At 64.9% G+C, this 24062-nt stretch carries 26 protein-coding genes; 15 read left to right on the top strand and 11 right to left on the bottom strand.

Annotated features, from left to right (window positions below; all coding sequences use genetic code 11):
- Nucleotides 1-57 precede the first annotated feature (57 nt).
- Nucleotides 58-1401 carry a ParB/RepB/Spo0J family partition protein gene (locus tag AC1DBD_RS17130; RefSeq protein ID WP_476982612.1) on the bottom strand — a complete coding sequence of 448 codons (1344 nt, stop codon included), beginning with the start codon at nucleotides 1399-1401 and terminating at the stop codon, nucleotides 58-60.
- Nucleotides 1402-2179: 778 nt separating this feature from the next.
- Here AC1DBD_RS17130 and AC1DBD_RS17125 point away from each other — a divergent pair.
- Nucleotides 2180-2353, top strand: coding sequence for a hypothetical protein (locus AC1DBD_RS17125; protein ID WP_476982611.1), 174 nt, complete (start codon nucleotides 2180-2182; stop codon nucleotides 2351-2353).
- A gap of 163 nt (nucleotides 2354-2516) precedes the next feature.
- Here AC1DBD_RS17125 and AC1DBD_RS17120 read toward each other — a convergent pair whose 3' ends face one another.
- The 4 genes from AC1DBD_RS17120 to AC1DBD_RS17105 form a co-directional block, all read right to left on the bottom strand.
- On the bottom strand, nucleotides 2517-2669 hold the full coding sequence (locus AC1DBD_RS17120) for a hypothetical protein (RefSeq protein WP_174182301.1): 153 nt from the start codon (nucleotides 2667-2669) through the stop codon (nucleotides 2517-2519).
- Nucleotides 2670-2853: 184 nt separating this feature from the next.
- Complete coding sequence (locus tag AC1DBD_RS17115) at nucleotides 2854-3879, bottom strand: DUF4192 domain-containing protein (RefSeq protein ID WP_476982610.1); 1026 nt, start codon at nucleotides 3877-3879, stop codon at nucleotides 2854-2856.
- 530 nt (nucleotides 3880-4409) lie between these two features.
- Entirely contained in the window at nucleotides 4410-4985 is a 576-nt protein-coding gene (locus AC1DBD_RS17110; RefSeq protein ID WP_476982609.1) for a recombinase family protein, read from the bottom strand.
- Nucleotides 4986-5453: 468 nt separating this feature from the next.
- Complete coding sequence (locus AC1DBD_RS17105; protein ID WP_476982608.1) at nucleotides 5454-6905, bottom strand: alpha/beta hydrolase; 1452 nt, start codon at nucleotides 6903-6905, stop codon at nucleotides 5454-5456.
- 49 nt (nucleotides 6906-6954) lie between these two features.
- Between AC1DBD_RS17105 and AC1DBD_RS17100 the strand changes: the two genes are divergently transcribed.
- A complete protein-coding gene (locus tag AC1DBD_RS17100; protein WP_476982607.1) occupies nucleotides 6955-7557 on the top strand; it encodes a TetR/AcrR family transcriptional regulator in 603 nt (200 codons plus the stop codon).
- A gap of 35 nt (nucleotides 7558-7592) precedes the next feature.
- Here AC1DBD_RS17100 and AC1DBD_RS17095 read toward each other — a convergent pair whose 3' ends face one another.
- Entirely contained in the window at nucleotides 7593-8204 is a 612-nt protein-coding gene (locus AC1DBD_RS17095) for a TetR/AcrR family transcriptional regulator (RefSeq protein WP_476982606.1), read from the bottom strand.
- A 187-nt stretch (nucleotides 8205-8391) separates the two neighbouring features.
- Between AC1DBD_RS17095 and AC1DBD_RS17090 the strand changes: the two genes are divergently transcribed.
- From AC1DBD_RS17090 to AC1DBD_RS17080, 3 genes are read left to right on the top strand one after another with little or no spacing between them, the layout of a single operon-like run.
- A complete protein-coding gene (locus tag AC1DBD_RS17090; RefSeq protein ID WP_476982605.1) occupies nucleotides 8392-9696 on the top strand; it encodes an MFS transporter in 1305 nt (434 codons plus the stop codon).
- Nucleotides 9693-10871 carry a serine hydrolase domain-containing protein gene (locus AC1DBD_RS17085; RefSeq protein WP_476982604.1) on the top strand — a complete coding sequence of 393 codons (1179 nt, stop codon included), beginning with the start codon at nucleotides 9693-9695 and terminating at the stop codon, nucleotides 10869-10871. Before AC1DBD_RS17090 ends, AC1DBD_RS17085 begins: the two co-directional genes overlap by 4 nt.
- A 29-nt stretch (nucleotides 10872-10900) precedes the next feature.
- On the top strand, nucleotides 10901-11860 hold the full coding sequence (locus tag AC1DBD_RS17080; RefSeq protein ID WP_476982603.1) for an alpha/beta hydrolase: 960 nt from the start codon (nucleotides 10901-10903) through the stop codon (nucleotides 11858-11860).
- A 22-nt stretch (nucleotides 11861-11882) separates the two neighbouring features.
- Here the strand turns inward: AC1DBD_RS17080 and AC1DBD_RS17075 are convergent, their stop codons facing one another.
- From AC1DBD_RS17075 to AC1DBD_RS17060, 4 genes are all read right to left on the bottom strand, one after another.
- Entirely contained in the window at nucleotides 11883-12995 is a 1113-nt protein-coding gene (locus AC1DBD_RS17075) for an IS110 family RNA-guided transposase (protein WP_476982636.1), read from the bottom strand.
- Nucleotides 12996-13559: 564 nt separating this feature from the next.
- Nucleotides 13560-13988 (bottom strand): hypothetical protein, encoded by a 429-nt coding sequence (locus tag AC1DBD_RS17070; protein WP_476982602.1) that lies wholly within the window; start codon nucleotides 13986-13988, stop codon nucleotides 13560-13562.
- Nucleotides 13989-14317: 329 nt separating this feature from the next.
- The gene (locus AC1DBD_RS17065) at nucleotides 14318-15250 is read right to left on the bottom strand and encodes a hypothetical protein (RefSeq protein ID WP_476982601.1); all 933 of its coding nucleotides are present in this window, start codon (nucleotides 15248-15250) and stop codon (nucleotides 14318-14320) included.
- 195 nt (nucleotides 15251-15445) lie between these two features.
- The gene (locus AC1DBD_RS17060; protein ID WP_476982600.1) at nucleotides 15446-16657 is read right to left on the bottom strand and encodes an IS110 family RNA-guided transposase; all 1212 of its coding nucleotides are present in this window, start codon (nucleotides 16655-16657) and stop codon (nucleotides 15446-15448) included.
- Between the two features lie 494 nt (nucleotides 16658-17151).
- On the opposite strand from AC1DBD_RS17060, the gene AC1DBD_RS17055 reads away from it, so the two are divergent.
- From AC1DBD_RS17055 to AC1DBD_RS17010, 10 genes are all read left to right on the top strand, one after another.
- Nucleotides 17152-18432, top strand: coding sequence for an IS110 family RNA-guided transposase (locus tag AC1DBD_RS17055; RefSeq protein ID WP_476982599.1), 1281 nt, complete (start codon nucleotides 17152-17154; stop codon nucleotides 18430-18432).
- Between the two features lie 10 nt (nucleotides 18433-18442).
- Nucleotides 18443-18865 carry an ArsR/SmtB family transcription factor gene (locus AC1DBD_RS17050; protein WP_441410706.1) on the top strand — a complete coding sequence of 141 codons (423 nt, stop codon included), beginning with the start codon at nucleotides 18443-18445 and terminating at the stop codon, nucleotides 18863-18865.
- Entirely contained in the window at nucleotides 18858-19331 is a 474-nt protein-coding gene (locus tag AC1DBD_RS17045; protein WP_441410705.1) for an SRPBCC family protein, read from the top strand. Before AC1DBD_RS17050 ends, AC1DBD_RS17045 begins: the two co-directional genes overlap by 8 nt.
- Nucleotides 19328-20143, top strand: coding sequence for an alpha/beta fold hydrolase (locus AC1DBD_RS17040; protein ID WP_285242557.1), 816 nt, complete (start codon nucleotides 19328-19330; stop codon nucleotides 20141-20143). Before AC1DBD_RS17045 ends, AC1DBD_RS17040 begins: the two co-directional genes overlap by 4 nt.
- Before the next feature lie 51 nt (nucleotides 20144-20194).
- Nucleotides 20195-20908, top strand: coding sequence for a DUF998 domain-containing protein (locus AC1DBD_RS17035; protein ID WP_285242556.1), 714 nt, complete (start codon nucleotides 20195-20197; stop codon nucleotides 20906-20908).
- A 249-nt stretch (nucleotides 20909-21157) separates the two neighbouring features.
- On the top strand, nucleotides 21158-21799 hold the full coding sequence (locus AC1DBD_RS17030; protein ID WP_476982598.1) for a helicase associated domain-containing protein: 642 nt from the start codon (nucleotides 21158-21160) through the stop codon (nucleotides 21797-21799).
- Nucleotides 21800-22021: 222 nt separating this feature from the next.
- Nucleotides 22022-22513, top strand: coding sequence for a DUF6278 family protein (locus AC1DBD_RS17025; protein ID WP_476982597.1), 492 nt, complete (start codon nucleotides 22022-22024; stop codon nucleotides 22511-22513).
- 155 nt (nucleotides 22514-22668) lie between these two features.
- Nucleotides 22669-23001 carry a hypothetical protein gene (locus tag AC1DBD_RS17020; protein ID WP_400160553.1) on the top strand — a complete coding sequence of 111 codons (333 nt, stop codon included), beginning with the start codon at nucleotides 22669-22671 and terminating at the stop codon, nucleotides 22999-23001.
- Entirely contained in the window at nucleotides 22982-23290 is a 309-nt protein-coding gene (locus AC1DBD_RS17015) for a hypothetical protein (protein WP_476982596.1), read from the top strand. The genes AC1DBD_RS17020 and AC1DBD_RS17015 overlap by 20 nt, the downstream gene beginning before the upstream one ends.
- 6 nt (nucleotides 23291-23296) lie before the next feature.
- Nucleotides 23297-23671, top strand: a complete 375-nt coding sequence (locus AC1DBD_RS17010; RefSeq protein ID WP_476982595.1) for a hypothetical protein — start codon at nucleotides 23297-23299, stop codon at nucleotides 23669-23671.
- A gap of 101 nt (nucleotides 23672-23772) precedes the next feature.
- Here the strand turns inward: AC1DBD_RS17010 and AC1DBD_RS17005 are convergent, their stop codons facing one another.
- Nucleotides 23773-23958 (bottom strand): YegP family protein, encoded by a 186-nt coding sequence (locus AC1DBD_RS17005; RefSeq protein ID WP_476982594.1) that lies wholly within the window; start codon nucleotides 23956-23958, stop codon nucleotides 23773-23775.
- Nucleotides 23959-24062 lie beyond the last annotated feature (104 nt).

Below are 24062 nucleotides of genomic sequence, written 5' to 3'. Positions count from 1 at the left end.
GCGAATGGTTGGGCCGGGCGGCTGTTTTGGGGGTCCAGTCGCCCGGCCCACTTCCAATTATTCGGTCTCGGCGGTGTGCTTGTCGAGGATGATCTTCTCGACTGCGCTGGCGGTGTATCCCCACCGGGTGAGCTGGTTCAGGTAGTCGAAGTGCCGCTTCTCCGCTGACCTCCACGAGTCTTTCTGGATGGTCTTCTCGTACCCGGCGCAGATCAGGGCGATCAGGGAAAACTCGGGGCGTGCGGTGGTTTTGGCCGTGTGGTCCCGGAGCGGGTTCCAGCCCCACCGGTCGGTGTCCTCCCCCGTCTTGGCCCCGAGCATTTCGGTGGCGACTTTGCCGTCGTAGCCGCTGGCGGTTTCGGGGTGGTGGGTGATGGCGTGGACGGTGAAGTACTGCCAGCCCTTCGGCGCGGTCTTCCGCGACAGCAGGGTCTTCACGAACTCGCGGCGGACCTTGGTCGCGCTTTCCATCTCGCGGTTGTTCGCGATCAGGGTCTTGCGTTCGGCTTTCTGGTCCTCGGTCATCGGGCCTTTCTGGGCCTGGGTGCCGCCGTCATAGCGTTCGTACTTGGGGGTGAAGCCCAGGTCTTTCCAGCCGGTGATGACGGGGGTGGCGGTGTGCTGGCCCCGGTAGTCGGTGCTGATCTTGTAGGCGTTGGCGTCCTCGTCGGTGGCAGGTTCCCCGTCGGCACGCTTGGCGGCCGAGACGTACAGGTTCTCGTCCTCGTCGTAGTACCCGGCGTCCTCCACGATGGTCTTCCCTGCCGCCTCGAGCTCGGTCACGAGCGCGGCCCGGGCGGCTTCGCTGGCCCGGCGGTCGCGCAGAAGCTGCGCGACATGCAGGAGCTGGTCGGCTTCATCCGCCAGCACGGACTCCAATTCCTCGGTGGCGTCTTCGTCGCCTTCAAATTCGGCCATGATGAGGGCTTCATCGATGGTGTAGCCCTTGCCCAGGGCGGCGGCTCCGGCGTCGGAGGCTTTGGCCTTCAGCGCGTCCTCGATCGTGGTTTTGGTCCGTCCGGTCTTCTTGGCGATCGCGGCGGCCGAGACGCCGATCAGGGACAGCTGGTGGTAGGCGTCGGCCTCGTCCGCGTCGGTCAGTTCGGCCCGCTGGATGTTCTCCACGACCTGGGTCACGATGCGTTCGGCTTCCTCGGGGGATTCGATGATCATCACCGGAATCAGGGGCCGGGCCGCTTCGACGGCGGCGCGGGTGCGGCGCTGACCCATCAGGACGTGCACGGTGCCGTCGTCCTTGCGGTGGGCAATAACCGGTTCCATGACGCCGTGTTCTTTGATGCTGGCGATGAAATCAGCGGTCAGGGCCGCGTCTTTGCGGACGTTGATGTCGACGGTCAGGGTGGCCGGGTCGAGCATTTCGAGGGTCGGGTTGGTGTTCATGTGGTGTTGCTCCTTTTTGCCCAAGGATTCCGGTGGGTGGGGCGGCTCAGGTGACCGGCCAGCGTTCCCTCTCCCCCCGACGCTTCTATGTCTGTCAAGCGGGTGGAATGGGTGCGGGCGTGGACCCTGTTGTCGCCTGGGGCGGCTTTGGTGACCGGCCAGCTTCCCTTCCCCCACCGTTGTTTTGGCTGCTGGCGAAGCTTGCGGAGCTGTGGCCGACGGAGGCCTGTCTACCCGCAGGGCAAGGGGTGGGAAATTCCCGGAGGAAATCAGCGACGAAGGAGCGCCGCAGGGACATTTCCTGCACCGCAGGCCCCGACGAAGGAGGGGCTAGACGGGCCGGAGCGGACACGTACAATCCGTCAGGACAGCAGCCAAAATGTCGAAGACAAGACAGGGTCAGGGGCGGCGGAGCCCTGCGGAGCCGGCACTGGCCCCACAGCCGGCCGCGCCAGCGGACGCCCATTCTGATCTTTGGTCCCTTAGGCTGGGGCCATGAACAACACCAGAAGAGCAACGCTCATTTGGTCGCTGGGGGCAGTTGTTTTCTCTCTCATCGGCGTATACATCGCACTGAGTTCCAACGGGGCTTGGTACTCCGTCGTTTCGGCAGTCATCCTGCTTCTCGCGGGAGTCACTTTTGCGGCTCGTGCGGTTTTGTCCCTCCGCGCATCTGGTACGTAGCCCAACACGGGACACCGGCTTTAGCAGTAGACGCGAACTGATGACAGCTAAACAAGCCACCATTCACGGGCGGAGGCCGCCGACCGGGAGGTCCATGAAGATCGTGGCGGTGGTGTTCAGTGTTGCAGCGGGCACCTCAGTGGTGTTGGTAGCCGTGGACCTGAACATTGGTCGGCCTGCTGCCGGCGATATCTATATTGCGGTGCTTAACAGTGCTGTGGCCGCCGTTTGCTGGTGGATGGCTTCTGCAAGTCGGCGACGCGCCTAAGGAATCCGTCAGGACAGCAGCAAAACAGAAAAGCGCTTCTGCAGCCCGAGCGGAGCGAGGTCCTTTAGCGGTTAAAGGGGCTGAGGCCGGCCCCTTGGGGCCGGCCTCAGTTTTTCCCTCAGCAAAAGGAAAACCAGTGCTGCAGCGTCATTGCTGCATGAAGTTATAGGTCCAGCGGGGATTTCTCCCAGGAGATATCAACGATGGGGGCGCCTGGCTGCGGCATGGTCAACATCGAGAGCTCAAGAACGTCCTGGGCGTGGGTGGCATCGGCGGGTGCGGCGTCGTCGTCCGTGAGGATGTACTCGTGGCTCATGTGCTGCCCCCGGGCTGTTAGTGGATTTGTGTTCCTTTTCCACTGTAGCCCGGCGTCCGTCCGTTGCTGGGCTTCTGGGGCTGCGCCCGCGGCAGCGTGATCGGCGGCCGGAGGAGCGCACGCGGGGGAGGCCGCCCCCGCACCCCAGGGGGGCCGGACCCTTCCCCGGCCCGGCCCCACCCGTTTAGCGGTGCCGCTTGTAGGCGGTTGCCTGGTTCTTTGCGACGGGGGCGATGGTTCCCCGGCTCACCAGCTGGTCCATGAGTTCCGCGAGCCGGTAGCCCGGCGTGTCAGTCAGGGCGAGCTTGAAGTGGTCTCCGGCTACCGACGACTGGCCTTTGAGGTACGCCAGCCAGCCGATCAGGGTCAGCAGGGGCGCCCGGTACCCTTCCGGCGCGGCGTCGATGAGGTCGCGGGCGGTTTCCTGCGCCCGGTCCGCGCGGTCCCAGTCCGGGGCGATCCCCTCCCCCACGAGCAGATTCCCGCTTCCCTCGGCGTCTGGGGCCTCCGGGTCGATCACGTTGCAGAACAATGTGTCGCGCAGGTCCGGACGCTGGAAGCACGCCAGCAGCTCCACCGCGGTCTGCGGGTCCAACCAGCCGCCCCGGGTCAGGGTCTGGGCCCACAGTTCCCGGCCCGGAGTCAGCTCTGCGCCGAGCACTCCCGGGAGCGCGTGACGGATCTGCTCCTCCCTGTCTGCCGGGCCGGCGAACGGTGCGTAGCTGGTGCCGGGCGTCTTCTGGTAGCTGCTGCCACGGAACACCAGTTCCGCATTCAGTTGTCCGTCGGTGATGGATTCGAGCGGTTCGGGCGGGCAGCACCCGGCTTCGCTGTCACACAGCAGGTTTTGCCAGTGCGACGGTGTGACCAGCCAGGCGTCCTGCAGCGGGGCACCTGCGCTGTCCAGCGCCTCGATGACGGCCTCGACGTGGTCGTGGAAGGGGCGCTCCTTCCCGGGCTCGGGGGTGGTGGCCGTGTAGATTGCCAGCAGCACCGCCGTGGCCTGCGTGTCCAGTGCGAGGTACTCCGTCATGGAGGCGGCGAACCCGGCAGGTTCCGCGGACGCGGGGGCGTCGACGCGCAGTGTCGCGCCCAGCGTCTTGCCCCGCATGGTCAGGAACACGAAGGATTCACGCGGTACGAACCCGAGGGAGTGCGGGATGAAACCGAGGATGTCGGCGGGGCTGGAAATGCGGATTGCATCAGTCATGGTTTTGAGAGTCCTTTGCTGAGGATGATGGTGGGTGGGGCGGCTTTGGTGGCCGGCCAGCTTCCCTTCCCCCACCGTTGTTTTGGCTGCTGGCGAAGCTTGCGGAGCTGTGGCCGACGGAGGCCCGTCTACCCGCAGGGCAAGGGGCGGGAAATTCCCGGAGGAAATCAGCGACGAAGGAGCGCCGCAGGGAAATTCCTGCGCCGCAGGCCCCGACGAAGGAGGGGCTAGACGGGCCGGAGCGGACACGTACAATCCGACAGGACAGCAGCGAAAACAGAAATAGCGCTTCTACAGCCCGAGCGAAGCGAGGTCCGTGCAGTAGGCCTGGGCGCTTGTTGGGCGACGCCGGAACCCAGAGTCTTCAGACAGCACGTCGTTCCGGGCTTCGTTGTGGTGCTCTCGCGCGCAGCACGGGCTTGCTGGTCGCGCAGAGCGCTGCGCGGCTCCAACCTGCGAATCGCGGCGCTAAATCGTGTTCTTTTTGCAGCGATAAGTGGCACTCCTGGCAGGCGGCGCCACGTAGGTTTTCAGATGGTGCGCCTTTGGAGCTCGCGGTACACAGTCGTCCGTGACACCCCGAACAGTTCGGCCAGCTCGGCCTGCGTGTGCTCGCCGGCGTCATGCAGTGTCAGGAGGTGCTTCCGCTGGGTCTTGGACAATTTGGGTTGCTTGCCTTTCAGCCGCCCCTTGGCCTTTGCGACCGCCATGCCCTCGCGGGTGCGCGCCCGGATCAGATCCGCCTCGAACTCGGCCACCATTCCCAGCATGTTGAACAGCAACCGGCCTACCGGGTCGGTCGGGTCGTGACTGTTGCCGCCGAGACTAAGCACAACCCCTTTGGCCGTGAGCTCATCGGCAATGTCCCTGGCATCTGAAAGGGACCGGGCCAGTCGGTCGAGCTTGGTCACCACGAGGGTATCGCCGGTTCGGCAGGCCGCCATCGCTTCACGGAGTCCAGGGCGGACCCGGTTCGCTCCGGTAAGTCCGTGATCGACGAAGATCTGCTTCTCTTCAACGCCAAGGGCAAAGAGGGCATTTCGTTGGGCGGTCAGGTCCTGGTCGTTCGTCGAGACGCGGGCATAGCCGATCTTCATTCCAGTCATGACGAACAGGGTTGCAGTAATCCCCCCGTCACCGCGCTTATCACCGTGCGGGTCTCACGTACCTGGCTTACGCCAGCAATCGCCCGGACCGTGGCGGCGGGCTTCCGCGGCACGGTGATCGACCGGCTTACGGGCGTTGTCACCGAGGATGTCTTTTACGCCTGAGATGCTTTACTCATGGCCCTCAAAAACCATGCTTACCTCGACTTAGAGACCCAGCTCGCGCAAGCTGAGTACAACGGCGTGCGAATGCCGGTTCAAGCCGACATCGTGGAAAAGACCGTAAAACAGCGTTCGGGCAAAGCGAATCTGGGCTACGGCGGACGGGGCGCCGGTGTGACAGCGAGATCCGAGGTCGAATTTCAGACGAGCTCCACCATGACGCCATCCCCATACGGGACGCCCCTGGTCATCGGACCAGACTTCCGCAAGGGCGTGTTCGGACGCACTGCGGTGCAGGGTGAGTGGTCAAAGGCCGAGTGCCGACAAGAACGCGAGCTTCTTCTCGTTGTAGGTGTCAGTCCATGTGCCCGGCATCGCCATGTAGCCGTGGCCCAGGATCACCGAGCTCGCCGGCGGGACGTCGACAGCGTTCGTCACTCCGAGCTGGTCGAGGCGCTCGTGCAGGTTCTCGGCCTGATCCGGGAACGTGCCGGTGTTGCCGTCTGCGATGAAGGTGGCAGGGAAGTCTACGGTGACGTGGTTGGTGACGGATGCTTCCTCATTCAGGGCCACGGAGGTGCCTACGTAGCTGCGCGCAGACAGTCCGAAGATGAGGTCCTTCACCGGTTGCGGCGTCTGCGTCTCGCCTGTCTTCTCCAGCTCGAGCGCAGGACTGTCGAGCACGACTGCTCGCAGAGCGTCATCGATGACCGGTTGCACTCCGATCTGCGCGGCGTAGGTCGGGTTGGTCTGGATGTTGGCGAATTGGCCGGCGAGCTGTCCGCCGGCGCTTCCTCCTGCAATGACGACCTCGGACATGTCGAGGCCGTACTGCTGGGCGTTCTGCTGGAGGAAGGCGACTGCCTGCGAGATCTGTTTCACCTGCGTGGGGTACTCGACGGTCGGGGCGAGGCCGTAGTCGAGGCTCACGAAGTTGAATCCCCCGTCGAGGACGGGGTCTGTGGTGACGGCGAAACCGCCGCCGGGTGCGTTGGGATCGCCGTCGGATTTGGTCCCGCCGATCCAGCCGCCACCGTGGATGTAGATGTAGGTGGGTCGGGTGACGGATGCGTCGTCATCGGCGATGTAGACGTCGAGATAGCTGCTGGGGTACTCGTCGCCGTATCGGACGTCGCTCGTGAGCCCGTCTCCGTTCGCTGTCACGCTGATAGCTCCTTCGGGTCCTCGGGGCTGGAACGACGGTGTCTGACCGGCGGCGGCTTGGATCGGGATGGCCACCGCCGCGGGGGCCGCGGCGACCAGGAGAACGACAGTGGAGGTCACGGCGGCGATGACGACGAGGACGCTGTTCACAACGCTCCGCAGGATGCTGAGGAGGGATCGAGCCGACGGAGTACTACGGTCCTGGGTGAGGGCGCGGCGACGTGTCCTGCTCAGCTCCCAGAAACCGGCGAAGCAGGAGAAGGCGACCACCAGTGCGAACCCCAGGGCCAGCGCCCACGCGGGGTACCAGGCGGTCACGAGCCACGCGAGCTGCGCGCCGGCGCTGATGATCACCGAGAGGATCGTCACCCATGCCGCCTTACTGCCGTGCGGGCGGCGCCAGGCCACACCTGCGGCGAGCAGGCCTACGAGCAGGAAGGATCCCGCCGGAGGATACCGCACGAAGAACGGCTCGGCCCAGGCGATGAGTAGCACGCAGAGGCCGACGACGAGCAGCGCCCAGCGGGTCCATCGGGGGCGTTCAATTCGGGTGGGGGTGGGGTCGACCATAAGTCCTCCAAAGTTGCGGTTCACTGCAATTATACATCTGAATGCAGAAATGCAGACAAGGTAAGGTTGCTGTATGGCTGCGACTTCGCTTCGAGAGCGCTCGAAGGAGCGCCGGTACCGTGCTGTTCTCCTCGCCGGCATGCGGCTGTTCGCCGAGCAGGGCTATGACGCGACGACGGTGGCGCAGATCGCCGAGGAGGCGGAGGTGTCGGCCCGGTCCGTGTCGGCGTACTTCCCGACGAAGCTGCACATCGCCACGGCATCCTCGTCCGCGGCGGCTGATCGCCTGATCCTCGCGTTGCGCTCACGCGACGAGGGCGCGTCGGTCGTCGATCGTGTCGTTCAGTGGCTTCGCGAAGAACCGGCCTTCGTTCCCGAGGAGGAGTGGCGGCTGAGAGCCGCGATGCTCGAGCGGAATCCGGTGCTGCAGGGATCTGGACCGGAGGACCCTCCTCCCCTGCTCGCCATCGCGGCGGACGCGATCGCGGAGGACCTCGGGGTCCCGCCCGATCACCCGGGGGTGCAGATCACCCTGGGCATCGTGGCGGGGATCGTCGTGCGCGTGGAGCTGCTCCTCGGATCCGACCGCGAGAACGAGGAGACCCTGGCACTTATTCACGACGCCCTGACAGGCGCTGTCGACGCGGTCAGGCGAAGCAGCCGTTCTTCAAACTGACGGCAGGTCGCGCCGCCCTCGCGGCGATCGCGTGCTCAGGCTCGCAGGAACGCCAGGAACCCGTCGAGGTGCGCGGCGACGTCGACGGTGGGGTCGTAGAGCCACTGCATCTGGAGACCTCGCGCCATGGCGGTGAGTTGACGCGCGGTGAGGTCGAGGTCGAGGTCTGTGCGCAGACGACCCTTCTCCTGCTCGCGCTCGAGCTCCCGGCGAACGTCGGCATTGAACAGGTCGATCCGGCGGTGGGTGAACTCGTGCCCCGGATGGTCCTTGCGAATCGCCTCCGCCTGCATGGTGGCGTCGAGCTGGACCAGTCCCGGGAAATCTTCGTTCTGTCGCACGAGCTCCGGGAGTGCTGCCAGCAAGCCCCGCTCGGCGAGCGACTGCTCCAGTAGGGGCCGGTCCCGCTCCGCCTGGCGATCGAAGACTGCCTGCAGCAGATCCTCCTTCGAGGGGAAGTGGTAGCTGAGGGCGGCGTGGCTGACCCCGAGCTCCTCCGCGATCTTCCGCAACGACAGGCGCTGGAAACCGTGCGTCGCGAATATCTCGAACGCGCGGTCAATGAAGTCGTCTCGCCGCTGCAGACCGTTCGCGTAGCGCCCGCGCCGCTTCACCGACGCCGGCTGCTCCGTCGTCTCCACCGTCATCTCGGCTCTCCTTCGATCCGCGGGAACCCCGCCCGACACCTCATCCTCGCACAAACTTTTGCCAAACCGAATATTTACCACAGTGAATGCTTGCCACACTGGACAATGTTGGTCTACTGTCAGTTGCAGCCGGGTTCGCCGGCACCCACGACGAGGCCAGGCCTCGACGTCTTCAAAGGAGAAGGTCATGACAGAAGCGATTCCGGCACCCCCTCGCCCGTTGAACGCCTGGTGGGTGGGGACCGTGGCCGGCATGGCGTCCTTCGTCGATGGAGCAGCCCTGAACGGTATCGGTTTCGCGTTGGTGATCCTCCAGCAGACGATCGGGCTCACCCCCGGGCAGATCGGGGTGCTCACCAGCGCCCTCACCTTCGGGGTGGCGGTCGGCGCTCTGATCGGCGGTCGCCTCGGCGACCGTTTCGGGAGGCGGCGGGTGTTCGTGGTCACGATGATCTTCATCGCCCTCGGCGCGTCGGTCCCGATCTTCGCCACCGCGTTCCCGCTGCTGCTGCTGGGTCTGGGTGTTCTCGGGGTAGCGATCGGCGCCGACATCCCCGTCTCCCTCGCGACCATCGCCGAAGCGGCGACAGATCAGAACCGTGGGAAGATCCTCGTGATGTCCAACCTCCTCGCCGGAGTTGGCATCGGAGCCGTCGTCCTCGTCGCCACCCTCACCGGCGGGACCGGGATCTTCGCCGCGCAGGCAATCTTCGGCCTCATCGCCGTCGTCGCGATTATCGTGCTCGCGCTGCGGCTCACGATCCCTGAGTCCACCAGCTGGCGCGCTGCCCGCCTGGAACAGACACAGGGCGTGCACACCGTGCGCGCTGACCGCTCGAAGCTGCGGGACCTGATCACACCTCCGCTGCGCTTCCCGTTCCTCATCCTCGTCGGCTTCTTCACGCTGGTGAGCATCCCGATCACGCTGTTCGGCTCCTACGCGGCCTACATCGGAGCGAACTTCACCGGCACGCCCGTGTCCGAATTCTCCGTGTTCGTGCTGTTCCTCGTGCCGCTCGCGATCATCGTGCAGGTCATCTTCATGCGGGTGGTCGACACCCGTTTCCGCCTCACCTTCTTCATCCTCGGCGGAATCCTGTACGTCGCGGCGTACCTGATTCCCGTCGTCCTCGGGATGAACCTGGCCACGCTCGTTACCACTGTGCTCGTGTCCGGCATGGGCACCGTCTTCTGCGGAGAGCCCATCTTCCGCGTCTGGGTGAACGAAGCGCTCCCGACCATGCTCCGCTCCACCGGCCAAGGCTTCATCTTCGCCACCGCCCGCCTGGTGCCTGCACTGCTCCTGGCCCCTGTGCCGGTCCTTCTCGCGAACTCGATCAACGGCTTCCTGATCGCCCTCTCCGTCCTCGCCGCCGCCGGGATCGCCGTCGGCTGGTGGGGGGTGCGCAGCGGACGCCTCATCAACGAGTTCCACCACGAGACCGAGAGCATCGACGTCGCCGCCGCCACCGCGTCCTTGGCAGCATCATGATCACCTCCACCCAGAAAGCCTCCACGCCACCCATGACCGCTCCTGCCCCCACCATCTACGGACACGTCGAGCCCGGATTCCAGCGCGTCGCCGACGCGTTCACGCAGAACTTCACCGAACGCGGCGACACCGGCGCCGCCTGCACCGTCTACCTCCACGGCGTCCCCGTCGTCGACCTCCACGCCGGCGCCTTCCGCCATGGATCGTGGACGGCCGACACCCGCAGCATCCTCTTCTCCGTCAGCAAAGGTGTCACCACCATCTGCCTGCTCATGGCCGTCGAAGCCGGCCATCTCGCCCTCGACGAACCGGTCGCCACCTACTGGCCAGAGTTCGCCGAACGCGGCAAGAGCGCACTGACCGTCCGCCAGCTCCTCGCGCACCGCGCCGGACTCATCGCCCCCGATGAGCCCCTCACCGTGGAGGACCTACGCGCGTGGCATCCGGTCACCGAAGCCCTCGCCCGGCAGAACCCGCTTTGGGCGCCTGGAACCGCGCACTCGTACCACGCGCTCACCTTCGGCTGGCTCACCGGCGAAGTCCTCCGCCGCACCACCGGACTGCGCCCCGCGGAGTGGCTCCACCAGCACGTCGCCGGCCCGCTCGGCCTCGGACTCACTTTCGGGACCGACCCCGACACCGACTCGAACTTCGCGCTGCAGGAGCAGCCACTCCCCGACACTGCCGTACCGCCGTGGAAGAGCCCGAACCCGGACATGCTGGCGCGCGTCATGGGGATGAACGGAGCCATCGACGGCCTCAACCTGTTCGCCTCCGCGAACACCCCCGACCTCCTCGGCTTCGAGAACCCCGCCGCGAACATCGTCGGCACCGCCCACGACATCGCCCGCCTCTACGCCGCGACCATCGGCGAGGTCGACGGGATCCGTCTTCTCCAGCCCGCCACCACCCGCGAAGCCCGCCTCCCCCAATCGGTCGGCGCACCGTTCTTCGGCCCCGACGCGGGTCTGCGATGGGGCACAGGATTCATGCTCGACTCCATCCCCCGAGGCATGGCCGGCCCCGGCAGCTTCGGCCACGACGGAGCCGGAGGCCAGCTCGGCTTCGCACACCCCGAATCCGGCGTCTCCCTCGGATACGCCACCATCCGCCCCGGCGGCTACCCCGACGACCGCGCCGAAGCCCTCTGCCGCGCACTGCGCGGCAGTCTTTGACACCCCACCTCTTCGAAGGAGAAGACCCGATGCCCCTCGACCCGTTCCTCGTTCCCCTGCTCGAGACCCTGCCGACCGTCCCCGCCGAGATCGAGGACATCGCCGCCTTCCGCGCGCAGGAGAACGCAGGCTCTGCCGCACTCGCCGAGCAGCTCCTCGAACCCGCCCCACCCGTCCGCAGCAAGCGCACCGTGACCCTTCCCGTCCAGGACGGGGAGACCACCCTCAACGTCTTCCACCCCGACAGCGACGGCCCCCACCCCGTGCACCTCTATTTCCACGGCGGCGGCTGGATCGGCGGCACCATCCACTCGATCCTCATCGACAACCTCTGCCAGGAACGCGCCGCCGGAGCGGACTGCATCGTCGTCGCCGTCGAGTACCGCAAAGCTCCCGAACACCCCTTCCCCACCGCCCTGAACGACAGCTATGCCGCGCTCCTCTGGGTCGCCGAGAACATCGAGGACCTCGGCGCCCGCGCCGACCTGATCACCGTCGGCGGAGGATCCGCCGGCGCCAACCTCGCCGCCGCCCTCTGCCTGAAAGCGCGAGACAACAACGGCCCCGCGATCGCCTTCCAGCTGCTGGAAGTCCCCGCGCTCGACTTCACCTTCAGGAGCCCCTCCATCCGCTCCAACGGCACCGGCTACGGACTCACCGAACAAACACTGCACCTTTGCCGACGTCTGTACCTCAAATCAGAAACAGAAGCGACGAACCCCTACTCATCACCGCTGCTCGCCGAGAACCTCAGCGACTTGCCGCCGGCACACATTATGTCCGCCGAATACGACCCCATCGCCGACGACGGCGCACGCTACGCCGAACGCCTCACCGCCGCTGGAGTGCACGCCACGTTCTCCCTACAACTCGGGCACATCCACGGATCCAGCGCTTTCACTAAGGTCATGGCCTCCGCCCGAGCCTGGCGAGAAGAGGGACTGCAGGCCCTCCGAGCGGTCCACGCTCGAAACTCACCCACGAGCTGAACCGCGCCCGATAGACCCTCCTTTAAGGGACACCACCTGAACCATCTGCCCCGGCAGCGTGGGATGAGGCCGGTTCCGTCGTTGCGTAAAGGGCGTTGAGCTGGCGGTAGAGTGTTCGGGCGATGTAGCGCTTGAGGGACCTGCGGATTTCGCGGTAGCTGCGGCCTTCTTGGGTGCGTTTGGTGACGTAGTCCCGTGTTCCGGAGTCGTGGACCATCCGGGTCATGGTGATGGTGTGCAAAGCCCGGTTCAGGCGCCGATCACCACCCCGGTTGAGCCTGTGCCGGACAGTGTTACCGCTTGAGGCCGGCAAGGGATTCACCCCTGCCAGTGAGGCGAAGGCAGCTTCGCTGCGAACCCTTCCTGGATGCGACCACGCTGTCAGGACGATGGCGACTGTGACAGCCCCAGCACCGACCATCTCCAACAGCGGCGCCGCGGGACTTTGCTGGATCAGCTCTGTCATGCGCTTCTGGTTCGCAGTCAGCTGGGTGGTCACTTCGAGAACGCGGCGCGCCAACCGAACTGCTTCCTCGCGCGCGATCGATAGCTCGAGCTGCTCCTGTCGTTCCCGCCATCTGGTGATCGTGCCGATCTGGGCTGGAACCAACGGTTTACGAGCGTCAATTCCCAGATCGTGTGGACGGAGTAAGGCGACGAGTGCATTGACGTTCATTGTTCGTTCCCGGGTCAACCGATCCCGGGCAGCGCTCAAGATCCTGAGTCCGGCACGGATCCCTTCATCCCGTCGCGGCGCACGAAGCCGGGACTCCTCTATGGCCAGGACTGCGGTTCCGATGGCGGCGGCGTCCAGCGGATCGGATTTGCCGATCCCCCGGCGACCCCGGGCGTTCATCCGGGGAGCTTCGGCGACGTCATAGCCGGCGTCGGTTACTGTCCTGGCCAGACGTGCCCCGTAGGAGCCGATGCCTTCAACGGCCCATAGACAGGCCATGTCGCCGTCTGTCCGTCGGCCTACCCAGGCAAGTGCGCGGGAAATCCCTGCCGGGGTGGTCGGAAACTGCTCGCATGCGATCTGTCGCTTGGTGCTGGCCTCGATGATGGCGTAGGTGTGTGTGCGGGCGTGGCAGTCCACGCCGATGACGAATGGGCGGGTCTGCGCAACGATAGTCAACGCGGCCACCTCCTTCCTTTCGAGCGGGCAAGACTGGTCGCATCGCGACCGGCGCTGACCTGGGAGGAGTCACTTCGAGGCAATACTGTGATGAGCCACAACCGTAGGGGGCCGGGCAAGCTTCTAATCAAGCCACCGTCGTGGGACAGACCAACGCCGGCCGTCCCACCTGGCGCGGACAAGTCGGGGGAAACGCACCCTCAAGGGGCAATTGTTTTTTCGAGTCACGCGCTAGGCAGAACGACCGGCATCAACACTGCCAGCTAGTCCCAGACCAGCCACTGCAAGACTCACAGTTGTTTTTTGGCTGCTGGCGGAGCTTGCGGAGCTGTGCCCGACGGAGGCCTGTCTACCGAAGGCAAGGGGCGGGAAATTCCCGGAGGAAATAAGCGACGAAGGAGCGCCGCAGGGAACTTCCCGCACCGCAGGCCCCGGAGGAACGGAGGGGCTAGACGGGCTGGAGCGGGCACGTACGATCCGAAGGAATCTCAATGATGTTGTCAACGAATGTTGGCGTGCCGTGAGGTGTCCCGGCCGGTGTTGGCCGGGACACCTCAGGAGCTTCTACTTCGTCCAGCCGGGGTAGGGCCTGCGGTCCTGCGCCGGGAGTTCGGCGGCTGTAGCGGGGAGGTTGTCCGGGCCGTCGGACTGGCCTGAGGCCCAGTGGAAGTAAACCTCTGCGGTGATGGCTTCGAAGCAGGCGTCCTCGGAGCGGAACCAGTGCGTGGCGGTGTCGCCCTCGACGTAGGTACCGTAGCCGAACAGTTCCCCGTTGCTGTCGCGGGTGCGGGCGACGGCGAAGATGATGTAGGGCCAGGCTCCGGCGTCCCAGCCTTCGCTGCCCCAGTTCGGGAGCACGGACCAGGCGGTGCCTTCGAGGGTGTCCATCCAGTCGTACCCGTCCCCGGTCCGGTCGTCGGCGGGCAGGGCCGGGGCGGTGACCGGTTCCGCGGTGTCGGCTGTGGCCGTGCGGGTCATGGTTTCTGTGTTCATGAGGCGATGTTCCGTTCCGCTGGGGCGGGGCGGGTGCCTGACCTAACGGCTTCCCTCTCCCCCACCATGTTTTTTGCCTGCTGGCGGAGCATCGCGTAGCTGTGCCCGACGGAGCCGAGGCAACCCGAAGGGCAAGCAGTGGATGGATTGCGGGAGGAAATAAGCGCAGCGCCGACCCAAGGCATCCGGTGCGCTGCCGTCCGCAGGACGGTTGCAGCGGTGGAGCGGGCACGTATGATCCGACGGACAGCAGCAAAAAAGGAAAGAAAATGCTTGTGCTGCCCGAGCGCAGCGAGGCCCGCTTCGTTCGCCTCGCGAGGCCTTGGTGTCTACAGTGCGGTGGCGTTGCCCGTCCATGTGGGCGGTTGGGACTCGTTGCTGTGCCACTCTGAGGGGGCCGTGCCAGGACGGAGCACGTCGTTGAGCCAATAGGTCTCGTCAGGGCTCCAGCCCGCTAGAACCGTGCCGGCCTGACCGACGGGGAGGTATCTCCCGGCGGTCGTTAGGTAGCCGGCGACGGTGAGGTGAACGCCGTCGTAGTCGGCGGCGACGGCTGACCAGTCAGGCATGAGCCAGGGCCCTTCCACCCTTGTTGTTCGCCACCAGTCATGGCGCTTCGCAAGGCTGACGTCCAGAGGATAGCGAGCCACAAGGCCTGTCCACGCCGCTGGCTCCGAGATTTCGTAAATGCGCGACCCTGAGGCCGGTTCGAGCGGCCAGACCATGGCGTGCTTCCAGCCGATGCTGTCTTCGACCAGCACCAGTTTCATGGCCCCCAGCCCGGTGATGCTCCTGGTAGTTGTCACCAGGTCGGACAGTGCCGGCGTGGACCACCATCGTCCGCTCCAAAGGGCTGCGGGGTCCCTTGGGCGGTCAGCTGCCTGACGTTCGTCCGCGAGAGTCGAGGCCTTCCAGCGGGCGAGCTGTTCGGCGGCACCGGTGAGGCTTGGAGGTGGCAGCCGGTGTTCATCAGTCCATTGCACGAAACACTGCCGGTCGAGAGCCGCCGTGCTTGGGCGCAACCATGCCGCCAGGGAACCTGACAGCGAAGTGGCAACGGGGCCGAGCGCCGTCAGCACGGGTCGGTGCGTGAGGAGCTGATCGGTCTCGTCGGGTTCCTGCCAATAACGGGCAGAATCAACTGCCTCCGCGAGCCCGGCCAGCAGCCCGGATCCTGCGGCAGATTCCGCCACCGCCAGTGCATCAGCGCTGCCGAGAGCGCGGACCAGTTCATCCATAAGCCTCTGATCACCGGGAGCCATGGCAGATCCAAATGCCAACGTCCAAATCTCCGGTCGGGCGGCCGTGAGAACGCCCAAGCAGAACCGCCGTCCTCGCGGACCAGTCAACAGGTCCTCAGCCATGGCCACACCCCCTGACCAGAGCATACAAGGCGGGCGCCAGCCCGGACGTCGGCCGTCAGCGCTGAAAAGCGGATTCTCCGAACGCGTCCTATGTTAGGCGGCCAGTGGCGGCGCCGGCGTCGGCACGGGTACCGGCGTATATAGGGTTCCGTCGCGGAGCATGGCCCAGAGGACGTTGAGGCGTCGTCTAGCCAGGGCGAGCATGGCTTGGATGTGGGTTTTGCCTTCGGTGCGTTTTCGGTCGTAGTAGGTGCGGGAGGCGGGGCAGCTTTTTAGGGCTGAGAGGCCGGAGAGGTAGAAGACCCGCAAGAGCCGGCGGTCGTAGCGTCGGGGGCGGTGGTGGTTGCCGCTGATTCTGCCGGAGTCCCGCGGTGCGGGCGCGAGGCCGGCGACGCCGGCGAACCGGTCCGCGGTTTCGAAGACGGTGAGGTCTCCGCCGGTGGCGCCGAGGAACTCGGCGGCGAGGACGGGCCCGAAACCGGGCATGCTGAGCAGGGACGAGGTGTGCCGGTGTTCGGTGACTTTCTCGCTGATCAGCGCATCTAGCTCTGCCAGCTCCTTGTCGAGGGTGATGATTTCCCGGGCGAGGGCGGCGACGATCTGTTCCCCGAGGTGCTGGGCCGGGACGGTGGTGTGCTGGGATTTCGCGGCGTCGACGGCGGCCTGGGCGACCGCGGCGGCGGAGCGGCTGCCGTTTTTCTTCAGCCAGGCATGCAGCCTGGTCTGGCCGGTGCGGCGGATCCCGTCCGGGGTGCGGTGTTTGGTCAGTAGCAGCAGAGCGGCTTTGGAACGGCTGTAGTCGAAGGCCCGTTCCAGGGCGGGGAAGTATTCGAGCAGCTGGGCCTGCAGGCGGTTGATCGCCCGGACCCGGTCCGCGGATTTGTCGGCCCGGCGGGCGGTGAGGAGCCGCAGTCCGGTGCTGATCTCGTCCCCTGCGCGCAGGGGTTGCAGGTCTTTGCGCATCCTGGCCTGGTCGGCGATCACGGCGGCGTCTTTGGCGTCCGTCTTGCCTTCGCCGCGGTAGAGCTTGGAGGCGTGGTGGACGATCCGGCCGGGGATGTAGAGGATGTTCTGGCCGTGGGCGAGGAGGATGGCGATGAGCAGCGCGGGTCCGCCGTGGTTCAGGTCGGTCGCCCAGATGACCTCGTCCCCGTTCCCGAGTCTCAGGACGGCAGCGATGAGGTCGAGCAGGGCTGGTTCGTCGTTAGGGACTCGTTGGGAGAGCAGCCGGTTTCCGTCGGCGTCGATCACGACGCAGTGATGGTGGGCTTTGCCGGCGTCGATTCCGGCCCATAGGTGCACCAAGAACAGCCTCCAGTCTGTCGGTTTGGGTCAAGGCCCAGCAGATAACCGCGCCGTCGTGTCCTTATTCGGCGATCATGTCGCGTCTCTCAATCAGCGGTCAGGTCATCGCGGGGTGGCGGGCGGCCAATCCTTCGAAGCCGTCACACAAAATGTCCGGCACAGCAACCAAAGCCATACCCTCCTCCCCTGGGTAGCCACGACCCTACAATGGCCGAGGAACTGACCCCGGTAACAACATAAGGACAGCAGCCAAAAAACGGTAATACTGGAACAGTCCTTGAGCCGGCGTGACCCAGCCAAAAATTGACGTACCAGGCGGCACTGTCTTCCCGACGATCTGTCCGCCGGCTCAAGGTCCGTTAAAAGGGGTGTCGGGCCAGGCGGACATGACCTCATAGGAGCCTGATACGACCAGTCCCATTACCGTTTTGTCTGCCCACCTGGCCCGCGCCCGATCAATCAGCATTCGACGCGACTGAGGGGCAATTTCCATCTTGGCAAGCGAACCAATAAAAGTCATCGCGGGTATCGACACCCACGCCGACACACACCACGTAGCCGTGATCAACGAACACGGCAAACCCCTTGCAGACAGGGAATTCCTGGCCGTGGGATCCGGATACCGGAAAATCATCGACTTCATCACTTCCTACGGCACAGTCGTAGCCGTCGGGGTCGAAGGAACAGGCTCCTACGGTGCCGAACTCGCCCGAACTCTTCGGGGTGAAGGGCTCACCGTGCTGGAGGTAAACCGCCCGAACCGGGCCGCCCGTCGCCTCAAAGGGAAGTCAGACCCGTTGGATGCCTACCAGGCCGCCAAGTCCGTGCTCGAGGGGCGGACCAAGGCGATCCCTAAGGCCAAAGACGGCCCCGTCGAATGCCTGCGGATCGTACGTTCCGGGCGCGCATCAGCCATCAAGGCCCGCACTGCGGCCATCAACCAGATCAAGGCGCTCCTCGTTTCAGCCCGGGACAAGATCCGGGCGAAATACCGGGCGCTGGCCACCTCAGCGCTGATTCCTGCCCTGCAGCGCACGAGACCTTCCGGGCATATGGCTGACCCCGAGTACGTGACTCTGCTGACGCTCAAGGCGTTGGCAGCCCGATGCCAAGCGCTGGGAACGGAAATCGCGGCTGCTGACGCTGCACTCAAGGAAATCCTGGACGGCTATGCTCCGATGCTTTGTGATCTCCCAGGAGTCGGAACCGAAGTGGCCAGCCAGTTGTTGATCACCGTCGGGGACAATCCGGACCGTCTGGGGAACGAGGCCCAGTTCGCTTCGCTCGTCGGCGTCGCCCCGGTGCCAGCCTCATCGGGCAAGACAACCCGCCACCGGCTCAGCAGGGGCGGCGACCGCAGCGCCAATAATGCCTTGCACCAGGTTGTTCTGGTGCGCATGGGCTCGTGCCAACGGACCAAGGAGTACGTGGCTAAACGCACGTCCGAGGGAAAGAGCAAACGCGAAATCATGCGCTGCCTCAAACGCTACGCAGCCAGGGAAATCTACCGTCAGATCACCAATCCCCGGCCCGCACCCGACAACTCCGACCTCCGCCGCAGGCGGACAGACCTCGGCATGACCTTAACGACCGTCGCCGGCGAACTTGGTCAATGGGTTTCCATCATTTCGCGTCTGGAACGCGGACATATCCGCAACGATGCCCTGGCCGGCGCCTACCGGAAATGGCTCATCGACCAGGCCGAAATGCCACGCCGCACACCTCCGACGACAGCTGCAGCAAGGACAAATGCGTTACCGGGCGCCGTTAGCTGAGACTCAAGGCTTGACGCTTTACTCAAACCAGACTTACTCTAAAACCACAAGGTTATATAACGACAAGGTTATGGTTTTGATGGTTGATGAATTGAGTGCAGTGTTCGCGGCGTTGGCCGATCCGACTCGGCGGGCTATTCTGCAGCGGCTCGCTGACGGTGACGCGCAGGTGTCCGACCTCGCGGCGCCTTTCAGGATCAGCCAACCGGCGATTTCGAGGCATTTGAAGGTATTGGAAAATGCTGGCCTGATCTCCCGGAACCGGGTAGCGACTGCCCGGTTCAGTCATCTGGAGCCCGACCGGCTTAAGGAAGCGAGCGAGTACATGGAGCGGTACAAGAAGTTTTGGGGTGAGTCCTTCGACAAACTCGACGGCGCGCTGGCCTCGTTTCAGCGCGACACCCCACCTACGGGAAAGGGCCGAGATGTCTGAGGGGCGCCAGCAGGAAGTCACAGAACACGATGTTTTCATTTCCCGCTCTTTCGCCGCCCCCAGGGACACGGTCTGGCGGTTCTGGACCGAACCCCAACTCCTCGCCTCATGGTTCGGGCCTGAAGGAGTTCACGTACCCGTGGACAGCATCATCGTGGAGCTCGTGGAGCAGGGCCGGTGGGAGTTGACCATGGTCGACAACGCTACCGGGGCCAGCCACCCCATCCGGGGGCGCATCACCGCCTTTCAGGCACCGGAATCCCTCGAGATTCAACTGACAGCGCTGACCGAGGCTGGGCCCGTGGACGACGTCGTGCTGCGGCTTCAGTTCCACGATCACGGCGACCGGACGCGCATGACCCTCCATCAAGGCCCGTTCACCGACGAGATCCGGGACATGACCCACGCCGGATGGATACTGTCCTTCACCAAACTCGACACCCTCCTCGAAAGGCCCACAGCATGAAAACCAGCGCCGCCCAAAGCCAGGTCACCCAGATCACCTCAGCGGACGGAACCCCCATCTCCGTCGAACACATCGGCTCCGGCCCCTCCCTGGTCCTGGTTGACGGCGCCTTCTGCGGCCGGTCCTTCGGCCCGGCGCGGGCCCTGGCCACCACGCTGGCCGACTCCTTCACCGTGTACTTCTACGACCGTCGCGGCCGCGGCGACAGCGGTGATACACGGCCCTACTCCGTGGAACGCGAAATCGAAGACCTAGCCGCCGTCATCACCCATGCGGGCGGAGACCCCTACGTCTATGGCATCTCCTCCGGTGCGGCCCTCGCCCTCGAAGCAGCAGCGGCGGGTATCCCGATGCGCAAGCTCGCCACCTACGAGGCCCCCTACACGGGAATCGGGAACGTCGACGGAACGCCCGTCGACCACGCCGGGCACCTGAACTCACTGCTCGCCCAAAACAAGCGCGGCGCGATGGTCTCCTACTTCTTGGTCAAGATGATCGGCGTCCCTGCATTTGTGCCCCTCATGCTGCGCCTCATGCCAAAGATCTGGAAGAGCCAAAAGGACGCCGCCAACACCCTCCCCAATGAAATTGCCGTTACCAACAACTTCACCGCACCCACCGGCCGGTTCGCCAAAATCACGGTGCCGACCCTTGTCATGGTCGGTGGAAAAGCCGCCCCGGTCATGACCTCAGCTCAAGCAACAACAGCCGCCGCGATCCCCCAGGCCCTTCACCGCACCCTCGAGGGCCAAACACACCAAGTCTCAGACGCAGCAATGGCAGCCGAACTCCGCGGGTTCTTCACCAACTGACCCGTTGACCACTCTCACCAAATTCATTTCGCCCACAGACCGGAATAGACCATGCCCAAAATCAGCTATCAGACCGAACATCAGGGATCCCAACGACGCCCGCCCGCCTCCTCTGCCACGCGGGTATTGCTGGCCTGTGGCATCACCGCCGGCCCCCTATACCTTCTGGTCAGCTATGCCCAGGCGTTTCTTCGCCCGGGCTTCGACGCGGCACATAACGACCTCAGCGTCCTAGCCAACGGCGACCTAGGCTGGATGCAAACCACAAACCTGATCCTCACCGGCGCCCTAACCCTCCTGACCGCCGTCGGATTCCGTCGCGCACTCAACCCCGGACGAGGAGCCACCTGGGGGCCGGTTCTCGTCGGAATCTACGGTGCCGGATTAGTGGGTGCGGGGATTTTCACCGCCGATCCCATGAACGGATTCCCTCAAGGCGCACCTCCCGGACCCCCTATCTCCGGGTCCCTCCACGGGTTTCTTCACTTCGTTACCGCAGGGATTGGCTTTGCCGCCTTCATCGCTGCCTGCTGCGTTATGGCCCGCCGGTTCTACACATCCGAAAACCGGAGGCTCGGAGCATTCTCCCTTGCTACCGGAATCCTCTTTCTCGCCGCCTTCGTCGGCATTGCCAGCGGGTCAACGTCAGCCGTCATCGTTCTTAGCTTCACAGCAGCCGTAGTCCTCGCTTGGACCTGGCTGGCAATAACGGCCGCCCACCTACGACGCAGCCAACCCCTGCCTCCCACCGTCCGCACCAGCTGAGCGAGCCAACCACTAAAAAGCACGATCAACAGCAATTTGACGACTATAGGAGCATCGTCGAAGACGTAAACACCAGGGCCAGGGACTTCGGAGCTCTGCGACGGAAGCCCTGGACCCAACAGCCGGCCGCGCCAGCGGACGCCCGATAACTGGTTGGAGCGCAGCGGAAGCCAGTCCCTCCCCGGACGCCGCGGCACCCGCCCGGTTCCCTTCTTCGACGCGAATCCTCGTGGCAGGATGAGCCCCATCATGGACAGACTGATGCGGAAGGCCCCGTACCCGGAGTGGGTGCTGATGTACCGTCTCGGGCTGGGCCGGGACCGCATCGCCGCTCTGGTCCGCGCCCCGCCGGCGACCGTCGGCTACCACCTGCGCGTAGCCCGCTTCCAGGATCCCCAGCTTGAAGCGGCGCACCGCGCCGCCGGGGTAGCGCCGTCTGCGGCGGCTGTGGCGCGAATGGAGGAAGTCATCGCCTGGGTCACCGGGGCAGGCCGGCTGCCGCGCGGTCGTTCCGCGGACCAGGCAGAGCGTTCCATGGAGGCGTGGATCAGGCAACGCCGCAGCGAGGCGGCCGCCGGGACGCTTCACCCCTCCTACCGGGACGGGCTGGCCCGGATCCCCGGCTGGGACACCAACGCCAGGACAGCTGCAGATGAAGCACGCTGGCATGCCCGGCTGGCAGAGCTGGTGCGCTACCGTGCCGAGGGGAACGACTGGCCGCGTCACCGCGAATACGACACCGAGGAGGAGCGCGTCCTCGGGGTGTGGACCCACGGCCAGCGCCAGAAGTTCAGGGAAGGCACCCTCTCCCCCGACAAGGCCGCCCAGCTCGACGCTGCAATCCCGGGCTGGCAGCAAGGAAGAACGAGGGGCCGCGCTGCGCGTCGCTGAACGGCCCCGTACGGCTCAGTCCTCCCCGGTTGTGCCCATTGGGGGCAGGTGGAGCCCTCCGCACAGCTCAGAGCTGTCCCCAATGGGCACAACCGGGCGCTCAGAACGCACTGGCGAAGATTGTCGTAGGGGTGGCCCATAATTAGTTCAGCGGTCGGAAGCGGTATCGGTAATCCGGCGAGTAGCTTTCCGGCGAATAGCCCCCGGAAGTATTCTTTCCAGATGACGGACCCAGTCCCCTCGGGCGAGCCTCTTCAGGAACTCCCAGCGGGGATCGCCCGCTATTACGCCGACTACAAACCAGTTCAGAATCCCGCATCGACTCCTCGACCAACCAACGTCGGCGGTTATGAAGAGCTGCTCATCTACTTCCACGCACTCGGGACCGAGCTTCCACGCACCAAAGAGGGTCTTTGCGTCATCGACCGTCTCATAGACGGACTCGATGACAGAGCAGCTTTGGCAGAGCTAGCCCCTGCCATCGGCATGTTTTACGGTGATCTCCTCACGCACACCGTTCCGGGCGCCTACTGGGAAGTCATCGTGGAAGGCAGCCCATGTGTGCGCGTCACGCGAACCACCGCGGTTTCCGTGGTTTCGATAGCCGAGAGACGCCTCAACATGAGGACACCTACCCTCCTCCAGAACTACGCACACGTCTTGGACATCGTGGCCTCGGAACCCTCACCAGGTACGGACTCCACCAAGCGGTAGGTATTCCCTCTCAACAGGCCCGTCCCGCTGCGTGCAGTAGTTGTCGTACCCCTCGTCCATACTGGTTTTCGCGGGACTTCGGCATCTGATGCAATCCGCCGGATTCCTGCTTTTCTTTGGCGTGTCTATTCGAACATATGTTCTAAAGTGGTGGTATGGGACCGGAGCAGGCGAGCAGGCTGCAAGCGCAGTACGCGCGGCGGGCCGGCCCGATAGGGCTGACAGTGGAAGAGCTCGATTTCGAGCACTTCCCCGTCAAGAACGGCTTCCCCGGCATCCCGGTGAAGGCGTGGATCCGGTTCCCGAACTGTGCGGAGCTGGTCGATGGCGAGGTGTACGCCTGGACCGCCAAAGCCGCTGAAGTGACGTGGAAGGACGGGCCGGTGACGTACCGGACCTGGGTGTGGAGCTCGGCAGTGACCCGCCGGCAAGACATGATGACCAGAAATTTGGGAGAGCGCGTAGACCGTGACAGCAGTAGCGAATGAAACAACCCTGGACGTCGAGGTCGACGTCCGCTTTACCGCCGCCGGCGCTCCCCTCGCCGTCCGGTTCGACGGACGCATCTGGGCCGTGGCTGCGGACCCGGTGCACTGGTTCGCCCGGGACGCCTGGTGGGACACCCGCCGGACCGCAGCGGTGGGCGCAGGCGACGTCGTAAGCGTCGAATACTGGCAGGTCCAGGTCCGCCTCGGATCCAACTCCCCACTGCGGACCTTCACCCTTCGCCGAAACCCCCTTTCGACCCAGTGGCTGCTGGAAAGCCTCAGCGACTAGGCCACAGTGATCCATCAAACGATCAGCGATCAGACCTGGGCGGAAATCCGCACCGAGTTCACCTTGCCAACCCTCGACCAGGTCCGCCGCCGGCTCTCTGAACTCGTGGAAGACCCGGAACCGATCATGCGCCAGCTCGTCCGAGTCTTCATTGATGACGGGACCTTCTGCCCGGGATTCCAGTTCCTCCCCGGTGGCCATCTCCACCCAACGGTCACGCTGCTGTTCCGGCGGGCGATGGAGCTGAAGCTCCCGCACAACTACTTCACGGTATGGATGGTCACCAAGTCCCGAGACCTGGCCGGAGCCCGGCCCGTGGACCGTTTGAACGCCGCCCCCACTCCCCTGATGAACGCCCTTGAGTCGTTTCACTGGCAGTAGACCCCTTTGAAAGCACGTGTGGAGTGCCGAGCCGGGCCTGGACGAGGAAGAACCCGGCCGCCTTTTGGGGCGGCCGGGTCCTTTAGGGACCTGGACTACGGTCAGGACTCTTCGGTCACGTCCACGACCGCGGCGTCTGCGTTCTTCTTCACGGACTCGACGCCGTTCAGAGCGCTGGCCTTGGACTTGTAGCTCTCCGATGAGGCGATCACTTCGCCGTTACCGGCCTTGAGACGGAAACGGTATCCGCCGGATTTGTCTTTGTAGACCTCGAACCTGCCTGCCACAGGTGCTCCTTCGGTTGATCTGCCGGCCGCCGAGGGCCGCTGGGCCAAAGACTACCGCCCGGGGACCGGCAAGTCCGGAAGTTCGCGCGGCACGCCCTTCCAAC

It is taken from the genome of Arthrobacter sp. 10T419, from assembly GCF_056394105.1.
Note: the sequence above shows the minus strand (reverse complement) of the source record. Positions and strands in the feature narration are given on the sequence as shown.

Bases quoted from the DNA above. Each gene is read 5' to 3' on its own strand.
- AC1DBD_RS17035 (WP_285242556.1), top strand. From the start codon at position 20,195: ATGCCCAAAATCAGCTATCAGACCGAACATCAGGGATCCCAACGACGC.
- AC1DBD_RS17115 (WP_476982610.1), bottom strand. From the start codon at position 3,879: ATGACTGATGCAATCCGCATTTCCAGCCCCGCCGACATCCTCGGTTTC.
- AC1DBD_RS17095 (WP_476982606.1), bottom strand. From the start codon at position 8,204: ATGACGGTGGAGACGACGGAGCAGCCGGCGTCGGTGAAGCGGCGCGGG.
- AC1DBD_RS17100 (WP_476982607.1), top strand. From the start codon at position 6,955: ATGGCTGCGACTTCGCTTCGAGAGCGCTCGAAGGAGCGCCGGTACCGT.
- AC1DBD_RS17130 (WP_476982612.1), bottom strand. From the start codon at position 1,401: ATGAACACCAACCCGACCCTCGAAATGCTCGACCCGGCCACCCTGACC.
- AC1DBD_RS17090 (WP_476982605.1), top strand. From the start codon at position 8,392: ATGACAGAAGCGATTCCGGCACCCCCTCGCCCGTTGAACGCCTGGTGG.
- AC1DBD_RS17125 (WP_476982611.1), top strand. From the start codon at position 2,180: ATGAAGATCGTGGCGGTGGTGTTCAGTGTTGCAGCGGGCACCTCAGTG.
- AC1DBD_RS17085 (WP_476982604.1), top strand. From the start codon at position 9,693: ATGATCACCTCCACCCAGAAAGCCTCCACGCCACCCATGACCGCTCCT.
- AC1DBD_RS17070 (WP_476982602.1), bottom strand. From the start codon at position 13,988: ATGAACACAGAAACCATGACCCGCACGGCCACAGCCGACACCGCGGAA.
- AC1DBD_RS17025 (WP_476982597.1), top strand. From the start codon at position 22,022: ATGACGGACCCAGTCCCCTCGGGCGAGCCTCTTCAGGAACTCCCAGCG.
- AC1DBD_RS17020 (WP_400160553.1), top strand. From the start codon at position 22,669: ATGGGACCGGAGCAGGCGAGCAGGCTGCAAGCGCAGTACGCGCGGCGG.
- AC1DBD_RS17120 (WP_174182301.1), bottom strand. From the start codon at position 2,669: ATGAGCCACGAGTACATCCTCACGGACGACGACGCCGCACCCGCCGAT.
- AC1DBD_RS17080 (WP_476982603.1), top strand. From the start codon at position 10,901: ATGCCCCTCGACCCGTTCCTCGTTCCCCTGCTCGAGACCCTGCCGACC.
- AC1DBD_RS17045 (WP_441410705.1), top strand. From the start codon at position 18,858: ATGTCTGAGGGGCGCCAGCAGGAAGTCACAGAACACGATGTTTTCATT.
- AC1DBD_RS17040 (WP_285242557.1), top strand. From the start codon at position 19,328: ATGAAAACCAGCGCCGCCCAAAGCCAGGTCACCCAGATCACCTCAGCG.
- AC1DBD_RS17030 (WP_476982598.1), top strand. From the start codon at position 21,158: ATGGACAGACTGATGCGGAAGGCCCCGTACCCGGAGTGGGTGCTGATG.
- AC1DBD_RS17065 (WP_476982601.1), bottom strand. From the start codon at position 15,250: ATGGCTCCCGGTGATCAGAGGCTTATGGATGAACTGGTCCGCGCTCTC.
- AC1DBD_RS17110 (WP_476982609.1), bottom strand. From the start codon at position 4,985: ATGACTGGAATGAAGATCGGCTATGCCCGCGTCTCGACGAACGACCAG.